The sequence below is a fragment of the Halomicrobium sp. HM KBTZ05 genome (genome assembly GCF_041530035.1).
In the GTDB taxonomy this organism is placed as follows: Archaea; Halobacteriota; Halobacteria; order Halobacteriales; family Haloarculaceae; genus Halomicrobium.
In genome coordinates, this window is sequence record NZ_CP168057.1 from 19223 (window position 1) to 43277 (window position 24055).

At 66.7% G+C, this 24055-nt stretch carries 31 protein-coding genes; 15 read left to right on the forward strand and 16 right to left on the reverse strand.

The window, feature by feature from the left end:
* The first annotated feature begins 2 nt into the window (after positions 1-2).
* The 3 genes from pheA to ACAH01_RS00115 all read left to right on the forward strand — a co-directional run bounded on the left by pheA (position 3) and on the right by ACAH01_RS00115 (position 1879).
* Positions 3-821, forward strand: a complete 819-nt coding sequence (pheA, locus tag ACAH01_RS00105) for a prephenate dehydratase (protein WP_170093161.1) — start codon at positions 3-5, stop codon at positions 819-821.
* A gap of 198 nt (positions 822-1019) precedes the next feature.
* A complete protein-coding gene (locus ACAH01_RS00110) occupies positions 1020-1421 on the forward strand; it encodes an Hsp20/alpha crystallin family protein (RefSeq protein ID WP_170093160.1) in 402 nt (133 codons plus the stop codon).
* 2 nt (positions 1422-1423) lie between these two features.
* On the forward strand, positions 1424-1879 hold the full coding sequence (locus ACAH01_RS00115; protein WP_170093159.1) for a peroxiredoxin: 456 nt from the start codon (positions 1424-1426) through the stop codon (positions 1877-1879).
* 3 nt (positions 1880-1882) lie between these two features.
* On the opposite strand, the gene ACAH01_RS00120 is transcribed toward ACAH01_RS00115, so the two are convergent.
* The gene (locus tag ACAH01_RS00120; RefSeq protein ID WP_372479842.1) at positions 1883-2458 is read right to left on the reverse strand and encodes a signal peptidase I; all 576 of its coding nucleotides are present in this window, start codon (positions 2456-2458) and stop codon (positions 1883-1885) included.
* 115 nt (positions 2459-2573) lie between these two features.
* On the opposite strand from ACAH01_RS00120, the gene ACAH01_RS00125 reads away from it, so the two are divergent.
* Positions 2574-2753 (forward strand): hypothetical protein, encoded by a 180-nt coding sequence (locus ACAH01_RS00125; RefSeq protein ID WP_170093158.1) that lies wholly within the window; start codon positions 2574-2576, stop codon positions 2751-2753.
* Here ACAH01_RS00125 and ACAH01_RS00130 read toward each other — a convergent pair.
* On the reverse strand, positions 2743-3735 hold the full coding sequence (locus ACAH01_RS00130; protein WP_170093157.1) for an ornithine cyclodeaminase family protein: 993 nt from the start codon (positions 3733-3735) through the stop codon (positions 2743-2745). The genes ACAH01_RS00125 and ACAH01_RS00130 overlap by 11 nt on opposite strands.
* 106 nt (positions 3736-3841) lie before the next feature.
* On the opposite strand from ACAH01_RS00130, the gene ACAH01_RS00135 reads away from it, so the two are divergent.
* Both ACAH01_RS00135 and ACAH01_RS00140 read left to right on the forward strand, forming a co-directional pair.
* A complete protein-coding gene (locus ACAH01_RS00135) occupies positions 3842-4363 on the forward strand; it encodes a universal stress protein (RefSeq protein ID WP_372479843.1) in 522 nt (173 codons plus the stop codon).
* Positions 4318-4800, forward strand: coding sequence for a hypothetical protein (locus ACAH01_RS00140; protein ID WP_372479844.1), 483 nt, complete (start codon positions 4318-4320; stop codon positions 4798-4800). Before ACAH01_RS00135 ends, ACAH01_RS00140 begins: the two co-directional genes overlap by 46 nt.
* Positions 4801-4929: 129 nt before the next feature.
* Here ACAH01_RS00140 and ACAH01_RS00145 read toward each other — a convergent pair whose 3' ends face one another.
* From ACAH01_RS00145 to eif1A, 7 genes are all read right to left on the reverse strand, one after another.
* A complete protein-coding gene (locus ACAH01_RS00145; RefSeq protein ID WP_170093154.1) occupies positions 4930-5139 on the reverse strand; it encodes a DUF2061 domain-containing protein in 210 nt (69 codons plus the stop codon).
* Between the two features lie 200 nt (positions 5140-5339).
* A complete protein-coding gene (locus tag ACAH01_RS00150) occupies positions 5340-5465 on the reverse strand; it encodes a hypothetical protein (protein WP_277347266.1) in 126 nt (41 codons plus the stop codon).
* Between the two features lie 10 nt (positions 5466-5475).
* Positions 5476-6018 (reverse strand): putative phosphothreonine lyase domain-containg protein, encoded by a 543-nt coding sequence (locus tag ACAH01_RS00155; RefSeq protein ID WP_372479845.1) that lies wholly within the window; start codon positions 6016-6018, stop codon positions 5476-5478.
* Between the two features lie 266 nt (positions 6019-6284).
* The gene (gene thsA, locus ACAH01_RS00160; RefSeq protein ID WP_170095316.1) at positions 6285-7961 is read right to left on the reverse strand and encodes a thermosome subunit alpha; all 1677 of its coding nucleotides are present in this window, start codon (positions 7959-7961) and stop codon (positions 6285-6287) included.
* Positions 7962-8171: 210 nt separating this feature from the next.
* Positions 8172-8720 carry a KH domain-containing protein gene (locus tag ACAH01_RS00165; RefSeq protein WP_153554778.1) on the reverse strand — a complete coding sequence of 183 codons (549 nt, stop codon included), beginning with the start codon at positions 8718-8720 and terminating at the stop codon, positions 8172-8174.
* A 55-nt stretch (positions 8721-8775) separates the two neighbouring features.
* Positions 8776-9696 (reverse strand): serine/threonine-protein kinase Rio1, encoded by a 921-nt coding sequence (rio1, locus tag ACAH01_RS00170; protein WP_170093152.1) that lies wholly within the window; start codon positions 9694-9696, stop codon positions 8776-8778.
* Between the two features lie 45 nt (positions 9697-9741).
* Complete coding sequence (eif1A, locus tag ACAH01_RS00175) at positions 9742-10029, reverse strand: translation initiation factor eIF-1A (RefSeq protein ID WP_015761681.1); 288 nt, start codon at positions 10027-10029, stop codon at positions 9742-9744.
* 107 nt (positions 10030-10136) lie between these two features.
* Here eif1A and ACAH01_RS00180 point away from each other — a divergent pair, with 107 nt between their 5' ends.
* Together ACAH01_RS00180 and ACAH01_RS00185 are read left to right on the forward strand one after the other, a co-directional pair.
* Positions 10137-10547, forward strand: coding sequence for an SCP2 sterol-binding domain-containing protein (locus tag ACAH01_RS00180; protein WP_153554780.1), 411 nt, complete (start codon positions 10137-10139; stop codon positions 10545-10547).
* A 132-nt stretch (positions 10548-10679) separates the two neighbouring features.
* A complete protein-coding gene (locus tag ACAH01_RS00185) occupies positions 10680-10874 on the forward strand; it encodes a hypothetical protein (protein WP_153554781.1) in 195 nt (64 codons plus the stop codon).
* Here ACAH01_RS00185 and ACAH01_RS00190 read toward each other — a convergent pair.
* The 3 genes from ACAH01_RS00190 to lrp form a co-directional block, all read right to left on the reverse strand.
* Entirely contained in the window at positions 10871-12847 is a 1977-nt protein-coding gene (locus tag ACAH01_RS00190; RefSeq protein WP_372479847.1) for a DUF460 domain-containing protein, read from the reverse strand. The two genes, ACAH01_RS00185 and ACAH01_RS00190, sit on opposite strands and share 4 nt — an antisense overlap.
* Positions 12848-12947: 100 nt before the next feature.
* Positions 12948-14504, reverse strand: coding sequence for an MATE family efflux transporter (locus ACAH01_RS00195; protein ID WP_372479848.1), 1557 nt, complete (start codon positions 14502-14504; stop codon positions 12948-12950).
* Positions 14505-14658: 154 nt separating this feature from the next.
* A complete protein-coding gene (lrp, locus tag ACAH01_RS00200) occupies positions 14659-15117 on the reverse strand; it encodes an HTH-type transcriptional regulator Lrp (RefSeq protein ID WP_170093149.1) in 459 nt (152 codons plus the stop codon).
* A gap of 126 nt (positions 15118-15243) precedes the next feature.
* Here lrp and glnA point away from each other — a divergent pair, with 126 nt between their 5' ends.
* On the forward strand, positions 15244-16593 hold the full coding sequence (gene glnA, locus ACAH01_RS00205; protein ID WP_170093148.1) for a type I glutamate--ammonia ligase: 1350 nt from the start codon (positions 15244-15246) through the stop codon (positions 16591-16593).
* 162 nt (positions 16594-16755) lie between these two features.
* Here the strand turns inward: glnA and ACAH01_RS00210 are convergent, their stop codons facing one another.
* Both ACAH01_RS00210 and ACAH01_RS00215 read right to left on the reverse strand, forming a co-directional pair.
* Positions 16756-17655 carry a phosphatase PAP2 family protein gene (locus tag ACAH01_RS00210; RefSeq protein ID WP_372479850.1) on the reverse strand — a complete coding sequence of 300 codons (900 nt, stop codon included), beginning with the start codon at positions 17653-17655 and terminating at the stop codon, positions 16756-16758.
* A gap of 2 nt (positions 17656-17657) precedes the next feature.
* A complete protein-coding gene (locus tag ACAH01_RS00215; protein ID WP_170093146.1) occupies positions 17658-18233 on the reverse strand; it encodes a ribonuclease BN in 576 nt (191 codons plus the stop codon).
* A gap of 27 nt (positions 18234-18260) precedes the next feature.
* Here ACAH01_RS00215 and ACAH01_RS00220 point away from each other — a divergent pair, with 27 nt between their 5' ends.
* A complete protein-coding gene (locus tag ACAH01_RS00220; RefSeq protein WP_170093145.1) occupies positions 18261-18656 on the forward strand; it encodes a hypothetical protein in 396 nt (131 codons plus the stop codon).
* On the opposite strand, the gene ACAH01_RS00225 is transcribed toward ACAH01_RS00220, so the two are convergent.
* Positions 18653-19762, reverse strand: coding sequence for a tRNA (guanine(26)-N(2))-dimethyltransferase (locus tag ACAH01_RS00225; protein WP_372479851.1), 1110 nt, complete (start codon positions 19760-19762; stop codon positions 18653-18655). The genes ACAH01_RS00220 and ACAH01_RS00225 overlap by 4 nt on opposite strands.
* An 87-nt stretch (positions 19763-19849) precedes the next feature.
* On the opposite strand from ACAH01_RS00225, the gene ACAH01_RS00230 reads away from it, so the two are divergent.
* From ACAH01_RS00230 to ACAH01_RS00240, 3 genes are all read left to right on the forward strand, one after another.
* On the forward strand, positions 19850-20197 hold the full coding sequence (locus tag ACAH01_RS00230; RefSeq protein WP_170093143.1) for a hypothetical protein: 348 nt from the start codon (positions 19850-19852) through the stop codon (positions 20195-20197).
* Positions 20198-20416: 219 nt separating this feature from the next.
* Complete coding sequence (locus ACAH01_RS00235) at positions 20417-22288, forward strand: histidine kinase N-terminal 7TM domain-containing protein (RefSeq protein ID WP_372479852.1); 1872 nt, start codon at positions 20417-20419, stop codon at positions 22286-22288.
* Positions 22289-22386: 98 nt separating this feature from the next.
* Complete coding sequence (locus ACAH01_RS00240) at positions 22387-22704, forward strand: ArsR family transcriptional regulator (RefSeq protein WP_372479853.1); 318 nt, start codon at positions 22387-22389, stop codon at positions 22702-22704.
* A gap of 13 nt (positions 22705-22717) precedes the next feature.
* Here ACAH01_RS00240 and ACAH01_RS00245 read toward each other — a convergent pair whose 3' ends face one another.
* Positions 22718-23374: a helix-turn-helix domain-containing protein gene (locus ACAH01_RS00245; protein WP_372479854.1), complete on the reverse strand. Its 657-nt coding sequence runs from the start codon at positions 23372-23374 to the stop codon at positions 22718-22720.
* A gap of 203 nt (positions 23375-23577) precedes the next feature.
* Here ACAH01_RS00245 and ACAH01_RS00250 point away from each other — a divergent pair, with 203 nt between their 5' ends.
* On the forward strand, positions 23578-23766 hold the full coding sequence (locus ACAH01_RS00250) for a hypothetical protein (protein WP_372479855.1): 189 nt from the start codon (positions 23578-23580) through the stop codon (positions 23764-23766).
* Positions 23763-24020: a HalOD1 output domain-containing protein gene (locus tag ACAH01_RS00255; RefSeq protein WP_372479856.1), complete on the forward strand. Its 258-nt coding sequence runs from the start codon at positions 23763-23765 to the stop codon at positions 24018-24020. Before ACAH01_RS00250 ends, ACAH01_RS00255 begins: the two co-directional genes overlap by 4 nt.
* The last annotated feature ends 35 nt before the right edge of the window (positions 24021-24055 follow it).

Genomic DNA, 24055 nt, shown 5'->3' on the forward strand with positions numbered 1-24055 from the left:
GTATGAAGATGCTCACGCTGGGGCCGGCCGGAACCTACTCCCACCGGGCAGCCCGCTCGGTCGCCGACGACGACGAGATCGAGTTCCGAGAGTCGCCGACAGCCATCGTCCAAGCGGTCGCAGACGGCGAGGCGGATCGCGGCGTCGTCGCCGTCGAGAACAGCATCGAGGGCTCGGTCACGGAGAGCCTCGACGCCTTCGCGGGCTACGAGGTCGCCGTCGTCAAGGAGATCATCACGCCGATCCGTCACGCGCTGCTGGCCCAGCGCGACGACTTCGAACTGGTCGCCAGCCACGCACAGGCGCTGGCCCAGTGTCGGTCCTACCTGGACGCCAACTACCCCGACGCCGAACTGGAGGCCGTCGCCTCCACCGCTCGCGGCGTCGAGCGCGCCCGCGACGACCCGTCGGTCGCCGGTATCGGCCACCCGGACAACGGCGGCGAGGGCACCGACCTGCAGGTGCTTGCCGAAGACATCCAGGACCAGTCCTCGAACGCTACGCGCTTCGTGGTCGTCGCGCCGCTTGCCGAGCGGTCCGACGCCGGCTCGAAGTCGTCGCTGATCGTCTACCCCAACGTCGACTACCCCGGACTGTTGCTGGAGATGCTGGAACCGTTCGCCGACCGCAACATCAACCTCACTCGGGTGGAGTCTCGCCCCAGCGGCGAGCGACTGGGCGACTACGTCTTCCACGTCGACGTGGAGGCCGGCCTCTACGAGGAACGGACCCAGAAGGCACTGGCAGACATCGAAGCCATCGCCGAGAAGGGATGGGTGAAGCGGCTGGGTTCGTACGACTCCGAGACCGTCCTGAACTGATACTGCCGGCAGTACGAGACGGATCGCCGTCGCCGTTTGCCCGGTCGACCACGGCGTCCGGCCGACGCTGTGTGGACGGCCCGGGAGACGACGGAGCGAGTCTCCCCGTGGCGTGGGGTTGGTCTGGTGAAAGTCTACGACACTCTGTGAGGACGGCCGGCGACCGCTTTTATCCCGGCTCCCGACCTACGGTGACACATGGACGACTCGAAACCGACAGACCCATTCGAAGAGCTGGAACGGGCCTTCGACCTCGTGAGCGAGCAGTTCGGCACCAAGCGCACGGGCGTCCCCGTCGACGTGCTCGATACGGGCGACGAGATCGTCGTCCGCGCCGACCTCCCGGGCCGGTCGAGCGACGCCATCGACGTGACTCTCGAAGACGACACGCTGCTGACGATCAGCGCGGCCGACGACGAGCCCGACCGGGACGGTCGCTACGTGAAGCGGGAACGACCCCGGCAGGCCGCCCGTCGGACGGTGCGCCTCCCGGAGGCCGTCGCTCCCGAGGCGACGACCGCCAGCTACGACGACGGCGTCTTGACCGTCGAGTTGGGCAAGCAGTCCACGGACGGCGGCACGTCGATCACGGTGGAGTGACGATGGTGCTCGACACGGGCTCGGACGCCCCGGCGATCAGCGCCCGGAACCAGCGGGGCGAGCGCGTCGAACCCGACTTCGGCGGTGCGACGGTGCTCTACTTCTATCCGCGAGACGACACCGACGGCTGTACGACTCAGGCTCGCCAGTTCGACGACCACTACGACACCTATCGCGACGCCGGCATTCCCGTCTACGGCGTCTCGACCGACGACGTGGACAGCCATCGCGCGTTCGCCGAGGACCACGACCTCGCGTTCGACCTGCTGGCCGATCCCGACGGCGAGATCGCCGACGCCTTCGACGTGCCCCTCGACGACGGGCGCGCGGTCCGGACGACGTTCGTCATCGCCGCGGGGCGCGTCGTCGGCCTCTACGAGGGCGTCCGACCGGACGGCCACGCTCGGGACGTGCTCCGGGATCTGGCCGAACTCGGCCTCGTCGATCCCGCCGAGTGACGCTCACCGCCCGCGCCAGAACAACACCGCACCGGCGGCCAGGACCAGCAACTCCATCGACGCTGGCGGGAGGCCGACGGGACTCGTCCGGATGGTGCCGCGAATCGTCATCGAGACGGTCCCGAGCCCCGACAGTGAGACCACGCGCCCGTCGACCGCGAACACCTGCGCGACGATGCGGTCACGCGAGACCGGCGGTTCGCCGGCCTGCTGGTCGGTGACGGGGTTCGCGTCGCCTTTCGTCACGAACCCCTCGTCGGTCCGGGCGACGATCCGGTGGGTGACCAGTCCGCCGGCCTCGATCTCCTGGGAGCGATAGACGATCACGTCGCCGGGCTCGGGATCGTCGGCGACGGCCGCCGGCACCGCGACGAACCCGTCACCGGTCGACAGCGCCGGGTCCATGCTCCCGCTGTTGACGTAGCTGATCGGGGCGATCTGTCCGAACACGCTCACGAGGACGAACGCGGCGAGCAAGAGTGCGACCGTCCGCCAGACCACCCGCGAGCCGGGGACCGGCGACTGGGACTCGGGGGGGCGCGCGGGACCGCGACCGTGGCTCGGATGTCGATCACTCACACCGTACACATGTGGTCGAAACTACATAATTGTTTGTGAGTGACTACCACAGACTGGCGGCGTGTCGTCGATAGAACCCGAGAGCATTATCAACGCAGGCGTCGAACGTCGAGACATGGCAGCAGAAACCGACGGCGGCTCTGGACTCCGGACGGTCACGCCACTGGCCGACGAGAGCGACGACAGTCAGATGAACGCGATCGGCTGGCTCATCTTCGCCGGCATGCTCGTGGTCATGCTCCCGGTGTTGCCGATCCTCGCACTGATCTGGCTGGTCGACAAGCTCACGAACTGAGGTCGGTCCCGACGAGTTCGAAGTCGGTCCCCGACCCCCCGTCGCTGGCGTTCTCGTAGGCGACGTGGGCACAGGCCACGTCTTGAATCGCCAGCCCGGTCGAGTCGAAGACGGTCACGCCGTCGATCCCGTCTCGACCGGGTCGGTCGCCGACGACGAGATCTCCGAGTTCGGCGTGGATATCGTCGTCGTCCAGTCGCCCCTCGCTCCAGGGGACGTTGATCTCGCCCGAGTGGGTACACTGCTCGTAGTCGTCGATCACGATGGTCGCGTCGAGCAACACCTCGTCGGCGATCTCGTGTTTCCCGGCGGCGTCGGCCCCCATCGCGTTGACGTGAGTCCGGTCGCCGACGGCGTGGATGATCGGCTCCGAGACGGGCGTCACCGTCGAGAGCACGTCGCAGGCGGCGGCCTCCTCGATCGTCCCGCCGCGCACGTCGAAGCGGTCCGCGAAGTGATCGACGAACGCCTGCACCGCCGCCTCGTCCTGATCGGCGACGACGACCGTCTGGATGTCACGGACCTCGGCGATGGCTTCGAGCTGGGTGTAGGCCTGCACGCCCGCACCGACAAGTCCCATCGACGAGGCGTCGGGGACCGCGAGGTGGTCGGTCGCGACCGCCGACGCCGCGCCGGTCCGCTTCTGGGTGAGGAGTGTCCCGTCCATCACGGCCAGCGGGAAGCCGTTGCGGGGATCGGAGTAGATCAGCGTCCCCAGTACTGTCGGGAGGTCGTACGAGTCGGGATTGTTCGGGTGGACGTTGACCCACTTGAGCGCCGCGGCGTCCCACTCGTCGGCGGCGACGTAGGCCGGCATGGACCGAAAGTCACCGTCGTACTGTGGGAGATCGACGTAGGACTTGGACGGCATGACGACGTCGCCGCGTGCGTACGCACCGAACGCGTCGGAAACGGCGGCGATCACGTCTGCGAGCGGTGTGTGTTCGTCGACGGTATCCGGACCGAGTAGTAAGGTCTGCATACGTGTGCCTGTGTCCCCCTCTCACTTAGTCACTGGGCGAATCTGGCGGTACGGAACGACTTACTATACGCTCGCCCGCCGGGAGTTTTCGTGAGGTTCGATAGCAATGTACAATGTCCTCATGCCGATCGACAGCGACGAGGGGCGTGCGATGGGGCAAGCCCGGGCTGTCAGCGAGTTGCCGGCCGCCCGCGACCAGATCACGGTGACGCTGTTGCACGTCTTCGACGACGAGAACGTCGCCGAGAACACGTCGCCGACGCAGATCACGGCCGGTCGCAACGTCCAGGAGTGGTTCCGCGACCGTGGGATCACCGTCAAGACGGCGAGCACCAGCGGCGACCCGTCGAGCGAAATCCTCAATGCGGCCAGTCGGATCGGGGCCGACCAGATCGTCCTCGGCGGTCGGAAGCGATCGCCGCTGGGCTCGCTGATCTTCGGGAGCGTCAGTCAGGCAGTCATGCTCGATGCCGCGATCCCGGTGACGATCACCGGCGGGCTCGACGAGCGAGCGCAACCGTCCCATCAGTGTCCGTCCTGTGGCGAAGAGTACTACGACGACCCCGGGACCGAGATTGCGACGTGTCGCAGTTGTGGCGGTTCGAAGGTCGAAGCCGTCGACGCGTAGCCGAGCCCGACCGGGGCGTCGTCGCGACCGTTCTCTGGACGCCCTTTCTCGTCGCAAAGCGCGTTCGCTCGCTGTTCTGGACGCTCCCGCCGACGGAGTCGCTGCTCCCGTCGTACGTCCTCGCCGGCCTCTGTGGGTCGCTGCCGTTCGTCGGCGGACTCCTCGCCGTGTTCGCGAGCGGTGCGTCGAACGACCCCCAGACGGGTGCACAGTTGAGCAACAGTCTGATCGACGTCGCGATCGTCGGAACGGTCGGCTACGCCGTTGGCCTCCCGGTCGTCGCCGCGCTCGGGCTCCCACGAGCGGGCCTGGACTGGGACCCCACCGGCTACGGGGCGTCGACGTGGCTGTTGCTGGCGGTTGGCGGCGTCTGGTACGCGCTGGTGTTTGCCGTTCCGCTCGTGTTGCTCGGCGTCGTCTTCGCACTCCCCACCTGACAGAAAAGAGCGCCACTGTCGAGCAGGAGTCCGACGGTCCGACCGTCGGCGGCGTTTGGTCGCTTCATCCCCGTCTTGCTCCCGGATGTCTCGCCACGGGCCGAGGGTCGGTTCGCCTTTCGACACCGGTCACTCCGGTTCGGCCAGCCCCCACTCGATGTTGCTCCACAGTCGTTCCCAGACGTAGTACAGCACCGTCTTCGCGACCGCCGCCGAGAGCCCGATCTTCGCCGAGGCTCCGAACTCGCCGGTAAAGAGGAAGGCGACCGCGAAGACCACGCTCGTGGCGAACAGGCGATAAGAGGCAGCCTTCACGATCGATCGACGGTGGGTCTCCACGGTGTCACACCTCCCAGATCACGGAGCGTGATCGCAACCGGTCCGTCGCCGACAGTAGGCACTGAAAACGAATCACGGGAAAACCGTTTGGACCGCCGACACTAAAATCTAATTAAATGTAATTAGAGAGGTGCCATCCAGACGATCGACACTTCGCCGTCTCGATTGCCTCGACACACCCACCCACTCCGTTTGGGCAGCTACACCGAAACCGGCCGGTCGGCGTACGCGTCGGAACCACGTTCGAAGATGGCCGCGACGTGGACGACGAGCATCGCCTCGGCGTCGGACGGTGTGGCCGGTCGGATCTCGTAGTCGGTAGTCATCGAATCGCTCTCACTCGACGTATCGTGCGGGAGCCGAGAGCCCGAACTCCGCGACCGTGGTCGCGTCGATTCCCTTCTTCGTGTAGATGTCGGGCTTGTAGTACAGCTCCCCGTTCTCACCGTACTCCCTGCGGAGGTAGTCCCTGACGCGGTGAATGTCCGCACGGTCGAAGTAATTCGGCGTGTAGACAGTCAGGAGGTACTCGTCGTACATAGAGAGGTTCTCGAAGCCGAACGTCGTCATGGCCTTGACCGCCCAGACGATCCCGTCCTCGGCGTCGGCGACGAGCTTCGGAAACAGGTCTTCGACCCGCTCTGGCGACCCCGTGATCTGCCACTTACCGGTGAGCAAGTCCTGATCGAGTGCCTCGCGGTCGATCCCCCGAACAGTGTCGCTGTCTGCTGGCGGGAGGGCTTCGACGGTCGTCTCGTCAGCGCGGGCGATATCGTACTCCGAAAAATAGACGTCGCCAGCGACCGTCGGCGAGTCGCTCACGTCCCGGCTGCGGAGCCAGTACTGCTCCTCGTCTGTAATTTCGAGTGGCGACTGCATACACCGATTGTTTCAGAACGACTGTATAAATACATCGTCCTGCCGGGGTGAAAGTGAAAGCAAGCATACCGCGAGCATTCGCGCGAACGAGCGGGTCCTTCGGACTGCTCGTTCGAGCGATTCACCGAGCGCGAAGCGCTCGGCCTTTTTCATCGACGTTCGATAGAGCGGAGCTCTATCGCAGCCCATCAGAAGTCTTCGACTTCTGAGGACGTTTTTGCGCGAGTGGTGCGCCGAAGGCGCGTGCGAAGCGGAAAACGGTCGTTTTACATCATGCCGCCCATGCCGCCGCCCATGCCGCCCATGCCGCCGCCCATTCCGCCGGGCGCGCCGCCGGGGCCGCCGGGTGCGTCGTCCTCGTCGTCGTCGCTGCCGCCACCCTTGAGGTCGCCGGCAGCGATCACGTCGTCGATGCGCAGGATCATCACGGCCGCCTCGGTGGCGGACTCGATGGCCTGGGTCTTGACGCGGAGGGGCTCGACGACGCCGTCCTCGGTCATGTCGACGACTTCGCCAGTGTAGGCGTCGAGACCGGACGTGGTCGCGCCGCCGTCGTGCTTGCTGCGCAGGTCGACCAGCGAGTCGATCGGGTCGAGACCGGCGTTCTCGGCGAGCGTGCGCGGGACGACATCGATGGCGTCGGCGAAGGCCTCGACGGCCAGCTGCTCGCGGCCACCGACGGAGTCGGCGTGGTCACGCAGACCGAGTGCGAGCTGTGTCTCGGGGGCACCGCCGCCGGGCAGGACCTTGCCGTCCTCCAGCGTGGCGGCGACGACGCCGAGCGAGTCCTCGATGGCGCGCTCGACCTCGTCGGCGACGTGTTCGGTGCCACCGCGGAGGATCATCGTGACGGACTTGGCCTCGTCGACGTCCTCGACGAAGATGCGCTCGTCGCCGGCCACGTCCTTCTGTGCGACCGAGCCCGCGAAGCCGAGGTCGTCCTCGGTCACGTCGGCGATGTTCGAGACGATGCGAGCGCCGGTCGAGCGCGAGAGGGCCTTGATCGTGGACTTCTTCGCACGGCGGACGCCGAGGATGCCCTCCTGTGCGAGGTAGTGCTGGGCCATGTCGTCGATGCCCTTCTGGGCGACGACGACGTCGGCACCGGCCGCTTTGAGGTCGTCGACCATCTCTTTGAGCTGTTCCTCTTCCTGGTCGAGGAACTGCTGGAGCTGGTCCGGGTCGGTGACGTTGACTTCGGTGTCGAGTTCGGTCTCGGGGACCTCGATCGCGGTGTCGAGCAGCGCGATGTCGGCGTCCTCGACGGCGTAGGGCATGTTGTCGTGGACGCGCTCCTTGTCGATGATGACGCCCTCGACGAGCTCGGACTCGTCGGTGGAGCCACCGACGACGACCTCGAGCTGGATGTTGTCGGTGTCGACCTCGCCGTCGTCTGCGACGGACTGTGCGGCGCGAACGACGAGATCGGCGAGGACGTCCTTGGAGGACTCTGCGCCCTTGCCGGTCATCGCCGTCGCGGCGACCTTCTCGAGCATCTCGGTGTCCTCGGGGCCGACCTCGATGGCCTGCTCTTCGAGGATCTCCTTTGCCTTCTCGGCGGCCTGGCGGTACCCCTGTGCCAGGATGGAGGCGTGGATGTCCTGGTCGATGAGGTCCTCGGCTTCCGAGAGAAGTTCACCGGAGATGACGACCGCGGTCGTCGTGCCGTCGCCGACCTCGTCTTCCTGGGTCTGGGCGACTTCGACGATCATGTTGGCCGCGGGGTGCTCGATGTCCATCTCGTCGAGGATGGTGACACCGTCGTTTGTGACGACGACGCCGCCGGAGTCGTCGACGAGCATCTTGTCCATGCCCTTCGGGCCGAGTGTCGTCCGTACGGCCTCCGCGACGGCCTGTGCGGCCGTGATGTTCATCGACTGTGCGTCCTTTCCGGAGGTTCGCTGGGAGTCCTCTCCCAGCACGATCATGGGCTGACCCTGCATCTGGCGCTGACTCATACGTCCGATTGATTGAATGTGCTTCTATATAAAGATTGTGGACCCGGAAGCCAGACCGCCGGAGAGACAGCCCAGCCCGCATTTGACAAAGTTTGTCACGGTGGTTTTAAATACGATATTACGAGCGGCCACGAGCGAGCCTCGTAGCGGCGCTGTGGCTGGGCACAGTCGAGACCGGGAGAAACGGCGCGGGGGTCAGCCGTGGAACTGGTGGTAGTTCAGTCCCTTCTGTTTCATCTCGTTGTGCTTGCGTTCGAGGAACGAGTAGACCGAACCGTGTGGTGCGCCTTCGAGCAGCATCTCGGCGGCCTCACGGACGGCGTCGACCTGTTCCGGGCCACCGATGATCCCCAGCGTCGAGCCGTAGATCACGACGGACGCGCCGGTGAGTTCCTCCATGAGCTCCCGGGTCCGACCACCCTCGCCGATGAGGCGTCCCTTCTGGCGGGTGAAGTCGTTCTGGTTGCGGGAGGCGGCGTCGATGTCGACCACGTCGAACATCATCATCTCGTCGTCGAGCAGGGCGAGCGCGTCCTCGGGGTTGAAGCCGCGACCGATCGCCTTCACGATGTCGGGACCTTTCAGTCCCGTGATCGGGTCGCCGACGGACTCGACTTCCACCGAGCCGGATTCGGAGTCGATATCGAGGCGAACTTCGGCTCGGTCCTCGATCTCGCGCATGGTCTCACCCCCTTCGCCGATGAGTGCGCCGATGCGGTCCTGCGGAATCTTCACGTGTTGCATAATATGTTGCGAGCTACTGTATCCGGACAGTTAAGCGTTCGTCTGTGGCCGTCAGCTACTCGTCGGCCGCCTCGTCGGCCCGCGTGACCGTGGCGAGCAGGTCCTCGGCGGTCACGTCCACGCCCTGTCGTGCGAAGAAGTTCGCGACGTTCTCACAGTCCCGTTCGAGGTAGTCCCGCGCGTTGCCGTGGTGGACCGTTACCGCCTGACCCAGATCGATGACGACGAGCTGACCCTCGTGGAACACGATGTTGTACTCGGAGAGGTCGCCGTGGACGAGCCCCGCGTCGTAGAGACGGCGCATGTACTCCCTGACGACCTCGAAGGCCGTCTCGGGGTTCTCGATGTGGACTTCGTTGAGCCGCTTGGCACGGCCGTCCTCGGTCGCGATGTACTCCATCACCAGTACGTTGCGCTGGACGGCGATCGGTTCGGGCACGCGGACGCCGGCCTTACGTGCCCGCTGGAGGTTCGCGAACTCCTTGCGGACCCACGCGGTGACGACCTTCTTCTTGTCCGAGCCGATCCCCTCGAAGCGCGGGTCGCCGTCGAGATACCCCCGCATGTCGCGGAAGTCCGAGGCGTTGATCCGGTAGATCTTGACCGCGACCTCCTCGTCCCGTGGTGCCCCGTCGCCGCCCGACTGTCCCGAGGCGCTGCGTGCCTCGCTGTCGCCGGCCAGTGCGGTGTAGACGTTCGCCTCCTTGCCCGTCGAGATGGGGCCGCCGAAGGCGTCGATGTGTCCGTCCTGGACCAGTTTGTACAGCGCGCCGTACGTGGCGTCGTCGAACACCGACGCCGTCACTTTGAACTGCTCGGTGTTCTTGATCCGCTTGCGAAACTCGCTGAACTCGCGGTCGCGCGTCCGCGCGATCTCGTCTGCCTCGGTGTCAGAAACGTCGATCGACTCCCACTCGTCACCGACGCCGTCGGCCTCCTCAGTGTCGACGAGCCCGAAGTCGCCGTCGTCGCTCATCGGTCGCCCCCGAACGGTGGCGGCGTCATGTGTGCGTGGCCATCGTTACTCCTGGATGTGCCCCTCTTCTTTGAGCTGGTCGGCCTCCTGCTTGTCGTAGCGCCAGGTGATGTCGGCCTTCTCGTCTTGCCAGTCCCACGGTTCGACGAGGACAACGTCGTCTTCCCGGATCCAGATGCGCTTTTGCATCTTCCCGGGGATGCGCGCGGTGCGTTCGACGCCGTCCATACAGCGTACTTTCACGCGGTTGGCTCCGAGCATGTTCGTGACGATGGCGAACACCTCGTCGTCTTCGGGCATCCGGAGGTTCTTGCGGCCTTCGTTGTCGCTCATACGCCACCTTTTGATGGCGAACGGTTTAAGGCTTGTACGGTTTTGACCGAATCGACCGGTCCAGCGAGTGGCAACGCCCAAGTTCCCCTTGGGCCTACGACCGGGCGATGAGTACGACGCTGCCCGAGGACGCCGACGAGTGGGTCACCGAGTGGCACGGTGCGCTGGCCGACCGACCGGCCTTCGCCGAGGCGGCCGCCGACTTCGCCGCGACCTTCCGCTTCGAGATCACGCCGGACGAGGCGTACGACGGCGATCCGATCGTCGTCCGACTGGTCGTCGACGACGGGGCGTGTCCCGTCGCGGAACTCGCGACGGAGTTCGACTACGACTTCGCGCTCCGTGGCCCCTACGAGGCCTGGAAAGCGATGTTGCGGGGCGAACTCGACGCGGCCGAGGCCGTCATGGACGGCCCCTTCACCGTCGAGGGGAACACGATCGAGTTGCTCCAGCGCCAGGCGGCCGTCGCAGCGCTGGTCCAGGCGGCCCGAGACGTGGAGACGACCTTCGCGTACTGATACTGCCGGCTGTAAGTCTGTGAAGATGTTCGCGACCACGGGGTCGCGAATCTCTTGAAACAGTTACAGCCGGCAGTGTGAACGTCGAGTCGGACCACAGCCCTTACCTCCCTCCCTCGCACCAGTCGGAGTATGCTCGACAAACTCGGCATCGCCGGGATCCTCGGCGTGGTCGTGATGCTCGGCGGGATCGCGCTGGTCGCGTGGGTGGCACCCATCGTCGCCGCCGGCATCGCCTTCGTCGTCGCCGGTCTCGGACTGATCGTCTACGGGATGGTAAAGAATCTCATGACTGCCTTCGGCCTCGGTGCGGGCGGGCTCCCCTAGCTCTCCGGTCGATCCGCGCGGTGTTCGCTGATGATCTGGTCGACCAGCTCGGCGTTTTGCTCCCGTTTCCGTGCTTCGGCGCGCTCCTCCCAGTCCTCGATGGCGGCCTCGACCTCGTGTTCGCGAGCCACCGCGAGTTCGTCGACCTCCTGGACGGTCACCATCTCCGCGGGCGCGACGGGAACGTCGTGCTCGAAGAGGATCTCGTCGGCCACGTCCGAGAGCCCGCCGTTGCGCAGGACGATCCGCGGGTTCACCGCTGCCAGCCGCTGGGCGGTCGACCGGCCCGCGCCCGAGGCGTCCCGCAGCAAGATCACGTCGTCCTCGACGAGGCCGACGGCCTCGTCGGCGGTCGCGATCGCGTCGCTGGTGAACTGCTCGATCACTTTCACCGACACCAGCCCCTCCTGTTTCTCCGACACGTCCGCGAAGTTCGAGTGGTCGAGCTTCCACAGCCCCTTGAGCCGTTCGAGCTTCGATTCGAGGGCCTCGCGGTCCTCGCGTTCGGCTTCGAGTTCGCGTTCGAGGCGCTCGTTTTCCCGCTGGAGGCGCGTGACCTCGCGGTCCTTGCGCACCTCGCGACGTTCCTCGCTGCGGGCCTGTGAGAGTTCCCGCTCTTTCTCCGCGAGCTGGTCGTCTTTCTGCTGGATCGTCGCCTCCAGATCGTCGACGTGGCCTTCCAGGCGCTCGACGCGGGCCCGGAGCCGTTTGATCTCTTTCTCCTCCTCGGTGAGTTCGCGGGGCGTGTGTTCGGTCTGTTCGTCGCCGTCGCCGCCGTCGTCGGCCAGATCGTCGAGGACGCTCTCGACGGACTCGCCCCCGGCGACGACCCGCGCGGTCACCTCGCCCACGTCCTCGCGGGGCGGCACCTTCTCGGCGATGCGCTCGAACTGGTCGGCGTGGTCGTCGTAGGCCCCCAGCGCCGCCGCCATCGCGTCGCGCTCGTGGTCGTTGTCGTACCCCTCCTCGCGAGTGCGGTGTTGTTTCACGTCGATCGCGAGGTCGCTGTCGGGCGTCCACCCCGCGGCGCTGAACGAGCGACGCAGCTTCTCGACGGTCTCTGGCATCGGCGTCACGTCCGCCGCGACGACGATGGGCCGGCCCCGCTCGACGATCCACTCGGTGACGCCCGCGGCGTCGACGGTCCGCGAGGAGTACACGTCCAGGACCTCGCCGTCGAGTCCCACGACCGCGACGGCCGTCGTCGTCCCGGGATCGACGCCGACGACGACGTGGTCGCGTCGCTTGGCCAGTGGCCGGAACTCGATCCCGTCGCGGCGCTCGCGTTCGATCTCGACGCGCACGTCGCCCGAGCGCATCCGCGAGACGGGGATGTCCTGGGGGCGGGCCGAGACGGTAAAGAGCGCCTGCGAGAAGCCGCCGTACTTCTCGGTGACCTCGCGCTCGTAGTCGAGGCCGGCGTCGTCCAGTTCCGACTCGACCGCGCGAGCGCGCTGCTTGACCGAGCCGTGGATCCGGCGAGTGTAGCGGTCCTCGGACCAGCCGCCACCGCCGCCCGTCGAGCGACCGCGGGCGACCTTCACCTCGGTCGTGTCGGTGAAAGCCGACACCTCTTGGCCGACGTTGGCCGCGGCGAGCCGTGCGGCCGCTTCCGCCTCTTTCATCGGCTCCTTCCCGTAGGGGACCCCGTGGCGAGACGCCACCCGAGAGAGGGGTTCGGGCTGCTCGGCACCGGTCACCTGAACGAGCGTGGTCTCGTCGGGGAGGGTCCCGAGGAAGTGGACGAGCGCGTCCTTGTCCTCGGCCAGTTCGTACATGTTGTCCGTCGCGACGATCGACGGCTCCACGTCGTCGATCAGCCGCCGGAGCTTGCGGAGACTCACCACGTCGCGCTCGATTGCCTCGCCGTCGAACACGACCAGCGCGTAGGAGGGTGCGTCCCCGCGCACGTCGCCACTCTGGATGTCGACACCGAAGACAACCGCGTCGAGCGCCCCGGTACGCGTGTTCACGGCCGTGGGTTAGTGATCTGTGACTATAATCCCCACGCCGGGAGCATCATCGGTCGCTGGCGGTCGCTGCCCACACGAACACAGAACCGGGCAGTGGCCGTCAGTCGTCGGCCACGGCGGCGGTGGGCTCGTCGGTGAGGTCGGCCTCGCGCCAGGTGCCCCGCGAGAACCACGCCCACGCGAGGACCGCCGCGAGGAGGTTCGAAACGGCGAAGCCGAGCCAGATCCCCCGAGAGCCAAGCGAGTACGCGAAGGCGTCGGCCACCAGCGTCCCCGCGAGGATGTCGGTCGTGAAGGTGCCGAATCCGGGCACCGAAAGCGAGAGAGTCGAAACGTCGACGACGCGGGACGCGACCCACGACACCGGCAGGCGGATGAACCCGAGCATCAGGATCGCCAGCGCGGCGGCGGTGAGCGTCTTGCCCGAGCCACGGAAGCCCCCGGAGTAGGACCTGACGACGCCGATGAAGCCGAAGGTCGGGGCGACCCAGCGGAGGAACTCCGCCCCGATGCGGACGACCTCCTGGTCGGGGCTGAACACGTTGACGATCGTCGGGGCGGTGAAGAAGACGACGACGCCGACCGCGGCGAGGATGAGGAAGGAGGCCTTCGCGGCGAAGTGGTTGGCGGTGTTTGCCCGTTCGGGCTTGTCTGCGCCGATGTTCTGGCCGGTCATCGTCTCGACGCCGCGGTCGACGGCGATGGCGGGCATGAAGATCAGCGAGAAGATCCGGGTGCCGACGCCGAAGGCGGCGACGACCGGCGTCGAGAACGTGCCGACGACGATCAGCATCAGGTTGACCGAGATCGAGCGGCCGGTCCCCTCGACGGAGGCGGGCACGCCGATGCGCAACAGCTTGCGGACGTAGGCGGGGTCTGGGACCATCTCGCTGGGGGAGATCTTGACGCCGCGGGTCCCCGAGAGCATGATGGCGAGGCCGACGGCCATCGCCACCCCGCGGGAGAAGATCGTCGCGATCGCCGCTCCCTGTACGCCAAGCTCCGGGAAGGCGATCGTACCGACCACCGGCGCGGACTCGACAAGCGTCCACCCGAAGATGAGGAACGGGTCCAACACGACGTTGAGCACGACTGTCCCGAACATCACGAGCATCGGGGTCACGGTGTCGCCAGCGCCCCGCATCAGCGAGATGAACACGAGGAAGCCAAAGAGGAAGGCCAGTCCCAGTGCCATCACCTGCAGGTACGCCGTCGCGCCGGGCAGCACCGACTCCGAAGCGCCGACGAACCGCAGGAAGTCCTCGATGAAGAAGTAGCCGGTGACGCCGAAGAAGACGGACGCCAGCACGGCGAAGGTCACCGTCTGGGAGGCCGCGTACTGGGCCTTCTCGGGTTCGTCCGCGCCCGTGTACTGGGCCACGAGGACGCTGCCGGCCACGGAGATCCCCATGGCCAGCGAGATGAGGAAAAAGACCATCGGGAAGGCAAAGGAGATCGCCGCCAGCGCCTCGGTGCTGTACTGGCCGAGCCAGAAGGTGTCGGCGAGGTTGTACGCGACCTGCAGGAGGTTCGTGATGATGATCGGCAAGGAGAGGAAAAAGAGCGGCGTCCCGATCGAGCCGCTGGTCAGCTCCAGCTCTTCCGGGCCCCGAAAGACCACGGAGAAGGCACGCCGCAGTTCGTCGAGTAGCGTCACGTCCCGATCACTCCCCGTCTGGGCGACGATGGGGACTGCGAGGGAGGGACCGGGGGCTGGGCGGTAACTGTCATTACAGCTATTAACTGACCATTCAGTCAAGAATGTTTGGATATCGATTTCGCGAGGGCCGAACCGCGACGGCGACGGCCGCTTACTCCTCGAGTTCGAGGTCGAACTGCTCGTGTTCGCTGGCGGCGTTGAGCACGACGCTGGTGTTGGACTCCTTGATCTCGGGGTCGGTCAGCAGCTCCTTGATCTGGGCGTTCATGCCGTCGGTGTCGGAGAACTTCCCGACCGCGATGATGTCGTAGTCGCCGGTGACCTCGTAGACGGAGATCATCTGTTTGTGTTCTCGGAGCGACTCCGTAACCTCGGGCAGCGAGGAGCCCTCGACCTTGAGCTGGACGATGGCGGTCACGTCGTAGCCCAGTTCGTCGTAGTCGACTTTCGGCGTGTACCCCTGGATGATGCCCTGGTCTTCCAGATCTGAGAGGTGGTTGGAGACGGTGGTGACCGAGACGTCGAGGTCCTCGGCGAGGCTCCGCAGGCTGGCCCGCCCGTCGCCCAGAAGTTCATTCACTAGCTTCCGGTCCAAATTTTCGTACGTCATTACATCGTGGAACGATCCCCAGGGATTAGAATTTTACGAATATACAATTCCTTCCCGTAGGCCCGGAAGCTTTGCGCAAAGCAGCAGGATTTTAGTGATAGCAGTGTTCCTCTCGGGTGTCCAAAAATGACAAGCGAACTCTCGGCGGAAGCACAAGACGTACTGGAAGAGATCGAAGAGAAGAACGTCGACTTCCTGCGCCTGCAGTTTACAGACATTCTGGGGACGATCAAGAACGTCTCCGTGCCGGCCGATCAGGCAGAGAAGGCCTTCACCGAGGGCATCTACTTCGACGGCTCCTCGATCAACGGCTTCGTCCGCATCCAGGAGTCGGACATGCGCCTGGACCCGGACCCGGAGACGTTCTCCGTGCTCCCGTGGCGCAACGACGACGAGAGTGCCGCGGCGCGCCTCATCTGTGACGTCATCGACACCTCGACTGGCGAGCCCTTCGCTGGCGACCCGCGTGGCGTCCTCAAGCGCGCCATCCAGCGCGCCGAGGAGATGGGGTACACGGTCAACGCGGCCCCCGAGCCGGAGTTCTTCCTGTTCGAGGAAGACGAAGAGGGACGTGCGACGACCAAGACCAACGACGCCGGTGGCTACTTCGACCTCGCCCCCAAGGACCTCGCGTCCGACGTGCGCCGTGACATCATCTTCGGCCTCGAAGAGATGGGCTTCGACATCGAAGCCTCCCACCACGAGGTCGCCGAGGGCCAGCACGAGATCAACTTCACCTACGACGACGCGCTGAGCACGGCCGACAACGTCGCCACGTTCCGTGCGGTCGTTCGCGCCATCGCGGCCGAACACGACCTGCACGCGACGTTCATGCCCAAGCCGATCCCGAAGATCAACGGCTCGGGGATGCACACGCACTTCTCGCTGTTCGAAGACGGCGAGAACGCGTTCCACGACGAAGACGACGAGTTCGACCTCTCGGAGACGGCAAAGCAGTTCACCGCCGGCATCCTCGAACACGCCGAGGCCATCGCCGCGGTGTCGAACCCGACGGTCAACTCCTACAAGCGACTCGTCCCGGGCTACGAGGCACCCGTCTACGTCGCCTGGTCCGACCGCAACCGCTCGGCGCTGATCCGCAAGCCCGCGGCCCGCACGCCCGCGGCCAGCCGGATCGAGGCCCGCTTCCCCGACCCGTCCTGTAACCCGTATCTCGCCTTCGCGGCGCTCATCCACGCCGGGCTGGACGGCATCGAGAAGGAACTGGACTGTGACGACCCCGTCCGCGAGAACATCTACGAGTTCGACGAGGCAAAGCGCGAGGAGTACGGCATCACCACGCTGCCGTCGAACCTCGGCGAGGCCGTCGACGCACTCGAAGACGACGAGGTCGTCCAGGACGCGCTGGGCCAGCACGTCTACGAGAACTTCGTCGACGCCAAGACCCAGGAGTACGACGAGTTCCGCGTCGACGTCTCCGACTGGGAGCTCGACCGCTACCTCGAGAAGTTCTGATACGACCGACTGTACATCTGTGAACGATTTCGCCACCTCGGGGTGGCGAAGATCGTCACGAAGGTACAGCCGGCAGTATGAGGCCACGGCACCCAGTCGTCTCGTCGACCGTCGCTTCGGACGGGCCGGCGAGAGCAAGCACAGGCCCGCGACGACCGCCGACTACGCGCCTTTTTTATCGACGCCGTGACCGACCAGCGGTGCCGCCACGGTGACGACGCCGCCGACCAGTCCACCCGCCAGCGCGAGCGGGACCGACGGGGCCAGCAGGCCGGTCACCGCGAGCGCCGGCCCCGCGACCGCGAGGCCGAGGAGCGTAGCGAGGACACCGCCACGACGGGTATCCGAAAGCGCCAGGAGGCGATCGCCAGCGATCAGCCAGGCCGCCGTCCCGCCGACACACAGCCCGACGGTGGCGACCAGTTCCGGATGGAGGCCCACGACCGTGAGGCCGAGCAGCGCCACTGCCGTCGCGAGGCCGAAGGCCCGTTGGGGCGTCCCCAGGACACCCACCACGACGAGGAGATACGCGAGACCCAGCCCCGCCCCGGCGAGTACGTCGACGAGGTAGTGGACGCCGAGCGCGAGCCGAGAGAGGGAGACGAGCGCGACGAGGCCGGCGGCGAGCGCGGCGCGTCGCCGGAGGGGACCCACGCGGACGGCCCACGCGAGCCCGCCGAAGACGACTGTCGTCCCCAGCGCGTGGCCGCTGGGGAAGCCGAAGCCGTCGCCGGTCGCCAGCCACGCGTACACCCCCTCCAGGGCCGCCGGGACGAGCGCGGCCTGGGGAGCCACGCCCGCGTCCGGCGGCCGGGCCAGGCCGAACAGCGGCTTGAGCGTCGTGAGCAACGCGACGGTCCCGAACAGGAGCGCCACGACCGTCGCCGCCCGCTCGCGGTCGACGCCCGCGCCGACCTGTGGCGTGGACCGACCGAACCAGTAGAGCAGCCCCACGACGACTGTGAGAAACCAGAGGTCACCGAGCTGGGTCACCACGGCGAAGGGAACGACCGCGGGACCGAGGGCCTCGCCGAGCCACTCGGTGACGCCGATGGCGCGCACGGTCAGCCCCGCAGCCGATCGAGCAGGCGTCGCGGGATGCCCGCGGCACCGATCCCCAGACCGGTGACGAGCATCACGACGTAGAGCCCGAGCGTCGAGAGCCAGATCACGATCATCGCCAGCACGGCCCACAGACCCTGGTCTTGGAGGTAGTAGAAGGCACCGAGGGTCATGGCGGTGCCGTACAGCAAGACGAGATACGGCCCCCAGCCACGGGCGTGGCCCCGCCGGAGTTCGCGGCGAACGTACCGGCGGAGGTCGTCTTTGACCTCGTCGCGATGGAGCGTCCGGTCCTCGACGTCCTCGCGGAACGACTCCAGTTCGGCGCGCAGTTCGTCGAGTTCTTCCTGTGTCGGATTGTCCCGCCGCGCGGGATCGTCGGGCGGGGGCGTCTCGCCGCCGCTGCCAGCCGCGTGGCGCTCGCTCGACGGCGTGCTGTCGGCGTCGTCCCCGTCACCCGCGTCCGGTGGGGGCGTCTCCCCGTCGTCGGCTGTCATCGTTGGACCGATGTGGGCGGCGGCCTGTTGTAGCTGCCGGTCCAGATTCTCGTGGCCGCCGGCCCGGGAGGCGGAACCCATATTGTGGGGGCCCTCCTTCGGCCGGACATGCAACGCGTGTTCGACGAGCGAGCGATGGAGGCGACCGCGCTCTTGCTCGTCGCCAGCGTGCTCCTGATCGGAGCCAGCCTCGCCGGCATCGGCGGTGGCGTCCCACTGGTGGCGGTACTGACGCTGATCGCTGTCACGCTCGCCGCGGGCAGAGAGCGCCTCCCCCGGCCCGGTCGGCGACTCGGCCAGGACCTCGACCGCTACGTTCGAGACCTCTGGATCGGGCCGGCACTGGCAGCGGCCGCGAGCGCGTTCGTCTTCGGGGCGACGCCCGCGGAGATCCAGACGGTCGGCGGCCTGCTCGGGTTCGTCGGCATGGTCAACTACTTTCTCCGGCCGGTGTACCACGCCGGCTACTCGCTCGTGACGCGATTCGTCGAGACGCTGGCCTAGAAAGAGTCGACCGTGGCGTCCCTGATTTCGGTCACGTCGGCGGCGGTCTTGAACGTCGTGCCGCCGTAGTGAGTGCGTGACGCGTCGTGTCCGGCCGCCCGCAGCGCGTCCAGAAAGTCGTCCATCGCGGGCGCGCCGACGCCCCAGCGCTTGCACAGACGGTGCTGGTCGTAGTGAGTCGGCGTCGGGAGTTCCGCAGCGAGCGTCGCCAGCAGCTCGGCGGCCTGCTCGGCCGTCCCCATGTCCTCGGTGAGGTACTCGCTCACGGCCGCGGCGAAGTCGGGCTCGCAGGTCCCACCCAGCCAGAGCGGGCCGGCGGTCTGGAGGTGCTGGCCGCAGTTCGGGCAGGCGTCGGGCGCGTCGGCGTGGAGCCCCGCCTCGTGGGTCCGGTAGAGACACTGCTGGCAGTGGTAGACGTGGCCGATCTCGTCGAGGGCGCGGTTGGCCACGGTCGCGCCGTGGTCCAGTTCGAGGTACGTCCGGGCGTAGTGCTTGGTCGCGTGGCTGAGGATCGGGCGAGCGGCCACGTCGTAGCGGGCGGCGGTCCGGACCATCGCACCGAGCAGGATCCGCATCCCCATCTCGGCGTGGTACTCCGTGTTTCGGGGAACGGCGCTGTAGCTCCTGACGCCGCTCTCGAAGTGTGCGCCACAGAGCGGTGCGGTGTCGGTCGCGGTCACGCAGACGAGATCGCGGGTCCCCTGAAAGGCGGCGTCGGCGAAGGGGATGGGCGTCCCGAAGGGGTCGATGTCGACCACGTCCCAGGGATCGCTGTGCATCGCGACGTTGGCGTCCTCGTGGCGGACCGTCCCCGAGAGGTCGTTGCGGTCGAGGTTCCGTTCACAGAGGGCAACGGCGTCGGGATCCACGTCACACAGCGTCGCCTCCCAGCCGTCGGCGGCGGCCCGGACGCCGCGGACGCCACTGGCCGCCGTCGCGTCGAGATAGTGCTCGGCGCGGGGCTCGCGCTCGCGGAAGGCCCGCAGCGTGGCGATCGTCAGGTCGCGGTTCAGCTCCTGAACGGGGTTGAAAAAGACGTTCTCGCCCTTGCCGGCGTCGGCCTGCTCCGGTACCTCGACGGTGACCTGCCCCTCTGTGACGCGCATACCGCTACTGGAAGGCGGGGAGCGAAAAGCGCCACGCATCGGGCGCTCACCGACGGTGTTTTCACCCGTCTCACGCAAGTGGGGCCAATGAGCGCGGTCGAAGAGTGGGTGTCGATGCTCGAAGCCGCGGGAGAGCTGACCCCCGACGCCGTCGACCGCATCGTCTCGGTCCACGGTGACCGCGGCCAGCAGGCCATCGAAGCTGTCGGCGAGCAGCGGGTCAAGGCCTACCGGGACTTCACGATCGTCGTCGGCCACGACGACGAGTACGTCGTCGAAGACGGCGGCTGTACCTGCGCCGACAGCGAGTACAACCTCGACGCCACCGACCCCGAGCAGCTGTGCTGGCACGCGATCGCGGTCCGGATCGCCGAGGCCATCGAGGCCACCGACGACCACGACATGTGGTACTCCGACGTGCGCGATTTCCTCTGATACGGACGGTTGTCGCGATTTACCGGTGAGCGTCTCCCCCGTGGCGACGCGCACCGGTAAGTAACTACAACTTTCCGTATGAGACGGACGGTTGTCGCGATTTGCCGGTGAGCGTCTCCCCCGTGGCGACGCGCACCGGTACGCGACGACAGCTTTCCGTACGAACCGAGAGCCGAACGACCAGCACCGGTAAGTGACTCGCTGTCCTCCTGTCTGTAGATGATCGCCGGCAGCTGGATCGTCGTCGCGTCGCTGGCCTCGGGGGTCGGGACCCTGACCCTGCTGGGCCGACTCTGGCGCTACCGCGAGAAGCCGGGCGCGAAGTGGTTCCTGCTGTCGCTGGCCTGCCAGGCGCTGTGGAGCGTCAGCTACGCCGTCTCCCTGCTGGTGTTCGACGAGACCGTGCGGCTGGCCCTGGAGGTGCTTGGCTGGGCGCTGCTGGCCGGGATCGCGGTGTACTTTCTCGCGTTCGCGCTGGCCTACACCGGGCGGGGCCACCTCGTGGAGACGCCGTGGTACCGCGCCCTGTTGACGCTGCCGGCCGTCGCCGTCGTCTTGCTCGGCACCAACCCCTGGCACGGGCTCGTCTGGGACGAGTTCTCCGTCGTCGCGGTAGCCGGACTGGCGGGGACGGCCTACGAACTGCGGCTGTGGGCGGTGGTGGTCGCCACCGGCGGCGTCCTGATCGCGCTGCTCGGGAGTCTGGTGTTGTTCGACACCGTCGCCAGCTACGGGCGACTCTACCGCCGAGAGGCGATCGCCGTCGGCGTGAGCACGGTGCCGCCCCTGTCGGCGGTGATCGTCTGGCTCTACGAGATCGGCCCGGTCCCCGAGTTGAACTTCGCGACGGTGCTTTTCTTGCCCCACATCGCGCTCGACGCCTACGCGTTCGTCCGCAGCGACATGTTCGAGTTCCACCCCGCGACCCGCCGAGAGGGCGAACGCGCGGCCATCGAAGACCTCGGGAACCCCGTCGTCGTCGTCGACGAACACGACCGGATCGTGACGCTCAACGCCGCGGCCGAGTCGGTGCTTGGCGTCGGGAAGGCGCGGGCGCTGACGGAGCCACTGGCCGCCTTTCTGACAGACGAGACGTTCGCAGGCCCCGACGAGACGGACCGCGTGACCGTCGACACGGACGGTCGGCGACGAACCTACAGCCTCGCGACGACGCCCCTGACCGCCAGCGGTGACCGGCTCGGATCGACGATCGTCCTGCAGGACATCACCGAGGAGATCCAGCGCGAGCAGCGACTCCAGGTGCTCAACCGCGTCGTCCGGCACAACCTCCGCAACGACATGACGGTCGTCCGCGGGTTCGCCGAGGCCGCGAACGAGGCGACCGACGACACCGAAGTCTCGGAGCTGCTCGACACCGTCGAGGGCAAGGCCGACGACCTCGTCGATCTGGGCGAGAAGGCCCGCGCCATCGAGGGGATTCTCGGTGCCGATCGGCGAGCGACCACCGTCGAACTCCCCGCGCTCCTTTCCGACGCCGTCGACGACGTGGACGCCGACGTGCCCATCGCCACGGACGTGCCCGACGTGACCGTGACGGTCGACGCCGACACGCTCCGGGTACTGTGTGTCGCACTCGTGGAAAACGCTGTGGAACACGGTTCCACAAGCCCTGGCTCCCACGGTCGCCAGGACGCCGCGGAGCATGGCTCCACGAGCCCCGAGTCGCGCACTCCTCGGGACGCCGTGGAACACGGTTCCACAAGCCCTGGCTCCTACGGTCGCCAGGACGCCGCGGAGCATGGCTCCACGAGCCCCGACTCCCATACTCGTCGGGACGCCGCCACCGCCCAGCCCGACGAGACTGCGCCAGTCCGGGTCACCGCGACGGTCCGGAACGGCGGCGTCGAGATCGCCATCGCGGACGACGGTCCGGGACTCCCGGAACACGAACGCGACGTGCTGGCGGCGGGCGAGGAGACGGATCTCGAACACTCGACGGGACTGGGGCTGTGGCTGGCCTCGTGGGCGACCCGCCGGCTCGGCGGGGACCTCGACTTCGAGGTCGACGACGGCACGACCGCACGGCTGTGGGTCCCGGTCGAAGCAGACGGCGAGCAGTCGGCGGCCTGAGCTACTGGCAGGTTCTCGGCGACGATCTGTCCCCCAACTTTTGCGGGACATGATTCACCATGGCGAATGGTGATCCGGCTGGGAGAGCGAATGACGGTATGGACGATGAGGCGTACCTGGCGTTGGCCGACGAGCAGCGACGAGGGGTCCTCCTGGCACTCCTCGACGAACCGACGGTCGACATCGACGTACTGATCGGCGACCGAGCCGAGCCACTGAGACAGATCAGTCTCCACCACCAGCATCTCCCCCTGCTAGAGCAGATGGGATACGCAGAGTGGAACAAAGATGCGGAGCGCGTCTCTCGGGGACCGCAGTTCGAGACGATCCAACCGCTGGTCGAGTTCCACGGCGACGAGGTCGAGGCGTGGAGCGATTGCGAGACAGCACCGACCGATTCGGTGACCGTCGACTGACAGCGCCGGTCGTCTACTCGCCGTCGTCCTCGGTCAGTAGCGTGTGTTCGGTCAGCGTGATGATCGCCCGGCGGAGTCGCTCGGTCGTCGCCTGGTCGGAGATGCCCAGCCGGCCGCCAAGCTCTTTCGTCGAGATGCGCCGTGGAATCGAGTAGTACCCTTCCGAGACTGCCGTCGACAGAGCCTCACGCTGGGCGTGAGAGAGCCCGTAGTAGGGGCCGCTCTCGGGTTTGGTCGGGTTGTAGATGCGACGGACGTCGAGGTCGATATCGGCGTCGTCACAGTACTCTTTGAACGTCGAGAGGTGCTCGTGGTCCGGAAAGCGCAGTTCGAACTCCCAGATGTCGGTGTGGCCCGTCGCCTCCAGCAGTTGGGCGTCGGCCTCGGCAAAAGCGGCGAAGAGCTCGTCGCTGTCAGTTCGCCAGCGAAACGCGTAGAGGACGCGGTGCTCGTGGACCTCGACCTCGCGCAGACGCTCGACGGCGTGGTGTTCCCGGACCGCCTCCTCGAAGACATCGCGGTCGTGGTCGTGGACCCAGAAGAACGGGACCGTCTGTTGGCCCATCGGCACCATCGTCTCGAGCACGACCGAGACCGGCTGTTCCATCGCGAGAATGCGCCCGAGCTCGAACTTCGTCGCGGGAACCCGCAGATCAGCAATGACGCTCATTATTGGAGTGACACGGGGACGCGCAAAGAGTTGTAGGCTGGATTGAATGTCATGTCGGAATTACATGCATGGCATACCATGGTGTTCTCGGGGGTTTTTAAAGCTGGCACGGCTTGACCCTGTACGGACAACCGTGTGCAGATCCCACGATTCGGGAGTCCCGAATCAGTTGGATCGTATCTGCAGACAGTCCGAGGATTATTATGACACGAGACAATCCATATCAAGGAGACGTTACGACCGACGCGGAGTTTCAGGCCGCACTCACAGCACTGCTGCAGCGAGCCCACGACAACGATCTCACTGTCGGGCGACCGTGGCTCTGTCGAACCAGTGACAGCGGGCCAGACTGGGAAGCGACGATCGTCGAACTCGACGGGGCCCCCGGGTGACCGACCACGCACTGGCTGGGTCGCCCAGCACCGGCGGGCAGCCGCTCTCGACTGTCGTGCTGGAGGCGATCGCCCGCTATCGCGGCGTCTCGGCCCTCGATCTGGAGTTCGTCCTGTACGACGAGATACACACCGAAGCGCTGGACCAGCTTGGTCGCCACGACGGTGAGTGGCAGCTCACGATCACAGTCGACGGCCACACGGTCACCGTCGACCACGACCGGTTCGTCACGGTCGACGGGGAATCGGCCTGACCACTTGGTGAACGGCCACGCCGACGGCGCGGCCG

What these genes read in the sequence shown, in the direction of transcription:
- ACAH01_RS00185 (WP_153554781.1), top strand. Translation starts at nt 10,680, where the DNA reads ATGCTCGACAAACTCGGCATCGCCGGGATCCTCGGCGTGGTCGTGATG.
- pheA (WP_170093161.1), top strand. Translation starts at nt 3, where the DNA reads ATGAAGATGCTCACGCTGGGGCCGGCCGGAACCTACTCCCACCGGGCA.
- ACAH01_RS00245 (WP_372479854.1), bottom strand. Translation starts at nt 23,374, where the DNA reads ATGAGCGTCATTGCTGATCTGCGGGTTCCCGCGACGAAGTTCGAGCTC.
- ACAH01_RS00130 (WP_170093157.1), bottom strand. Translation starts at nt 3,735, where the DNA reads ATGCAGACCTTACTACTCGGTCCGGATACCGTCGACGAACACACACCG.
- ACAH01_RS00150 (WP_277347266.1), bottom strand. Translation starts at nt 5,465, where the DNA reads ATGACTACCGACTACGAGATCCGACCGGCCACACCGTCCGACGCCGAG.
- ACAH01_RS00225 (WP_372479851.1), bottom strand. Translation starts at nt 19,762, where the DNA reads ATGCGCGTCACAGAGGGGCAGGTCACCGTCGAGGTACCGGAGCAGGCC.
- ACAH01_RS00135 (WP_372479843.1), top strand. Translation starts at nt 3,842, where the DNA reads ATGTACAATGTCCTCATGCCGATCGACAGCGACGAGGGGCGTGCGATG.
- ACAH01_RS00220 (WP_170093145.1), top strand. Translation starts at nt 18,261, where the DNA reads ATGCAACGCGTGTTCGACGAGCGAGCGATGGAGGCGACCGCGCTCTTG.
- ACAH01_RS00250 (WP_372479855.1), top strand. Translation starts at nt 23,578, where the DNA reads ATGACACGAGACAATCCATATCAAGGAGACGTTACGACCGACGCGGAG.
- thsA (WP_170095316.1), bottom strand. Translation starts at nt 7,961, where the DNA reads ATGCAGGGTCAGCCCATGATCGTGCTGGGAGAGGACTCCCAGCGAACC.
- ACAH01_RS00235 (WP_372479852.1), top strand. Translation starts at nt 20,417, where the DNA reads ATGATCGCCGGCAGCTGGATCGTCGTCGCGTCGCTGGCCTCGGGGGTC.
- ACAH01_RS00115 (WP_170093159.1), top strand. Translation starts at nt 1,424, where the DNA reads ATGGTGCTCGACACGGGCTCGGACGCCCCGGCGATCAGCGCCCGGAAC.
- ACAH01_RS00165 (WP_153554778.1), bottom strand. Translation starts at nt 8,720, where the DNA reads ATGCAACACGTGAAGATTCCGCAGGACCGCATCGGCGCACTCATCGGC.
- ACAH01_RS00125 (WP_170093158.1), top strand. Translation starts at nt 2,574, where the DNA reads ATGGCAGCAGAAACCGACGGCGGCTCTGGACTCCGGACGGTCACGCCA.
- ACAH01_RS00155 (WP_372479845.1), bottom strand. Translation starts at nt 6,018, where the DNA reads ATGCAGTCGCCACTCGAAATTACAGACGAGGAGCAGTACTGGCTCCGC.
- ACAH01_RS00215 (WP_170093146.1), bottom strand. Translation starts at nt 18,233, where the DNA reads ATGGGTTCCGCCTCCCGGGCCGGCGGCCACGAGAATCTGGACCGGCAG.
- ACAH01_RS00240 (WP_372479853.1), top strand. Translation starts at nt 22,387, where the DNA reads ATGGACGATGAGGCGTACCTGGCGTTGGCCGACGAGCAGCGACGAGGG.
- glnA (WP_170093148.1), top strand. Translation starts at nt 15,244, where the DNA reads ATGACAAGCGAACTCTCGGCGGAAGCACAAGACGTACTGGAAGAGATC.
- ACAH01_RS00110 (WP_170093160.1), top strand. Translation starts at nt 1,020, where the DNA reads ATGGACGACTCGAAACCGACAGACCCATTCGAAGAGCTGGAACGGGCC.
- rio1 (WP_170093152.1), bottom strand. Translation starts at nt 9,696, where the DNA reads ATGAGCGACGACGGCGACTTCGGGCTCGTCGACACTGAGGAGGCCGAC.
- ACAH01_RS00180 (WP_153554780.1), top strand. Translation starts at nt 10,137, where the DNA reads ATGAGTACGACGCTGCCCGAGGACGCCGACGAGTGGGTCACCGAGTGG.
- eif1A (WP_015761681.1), bottom strand. Translation starts at nt 10,029, where the DNA reads ATGAGCGACAACGAAGGCCGCAAGAACCTCCGGATGCCCGAAGACGAC.
- ACAH01_RS00230 (WP_170093143.1), top strand. Translation starts at nt 19,850, where the DNA reads ATGAGCGCGGTCGAAGAGTGGGTGTCGATGCTCGAAGCCGCGGGAGAG.
- lrp (WP_170093149.1), bottom strand. Translation starts at nt 15,117, where the DNA reads ATGACGTACGAAAATTTGGACCGGAAGCTAGTGAATGAACTTCTGGGC.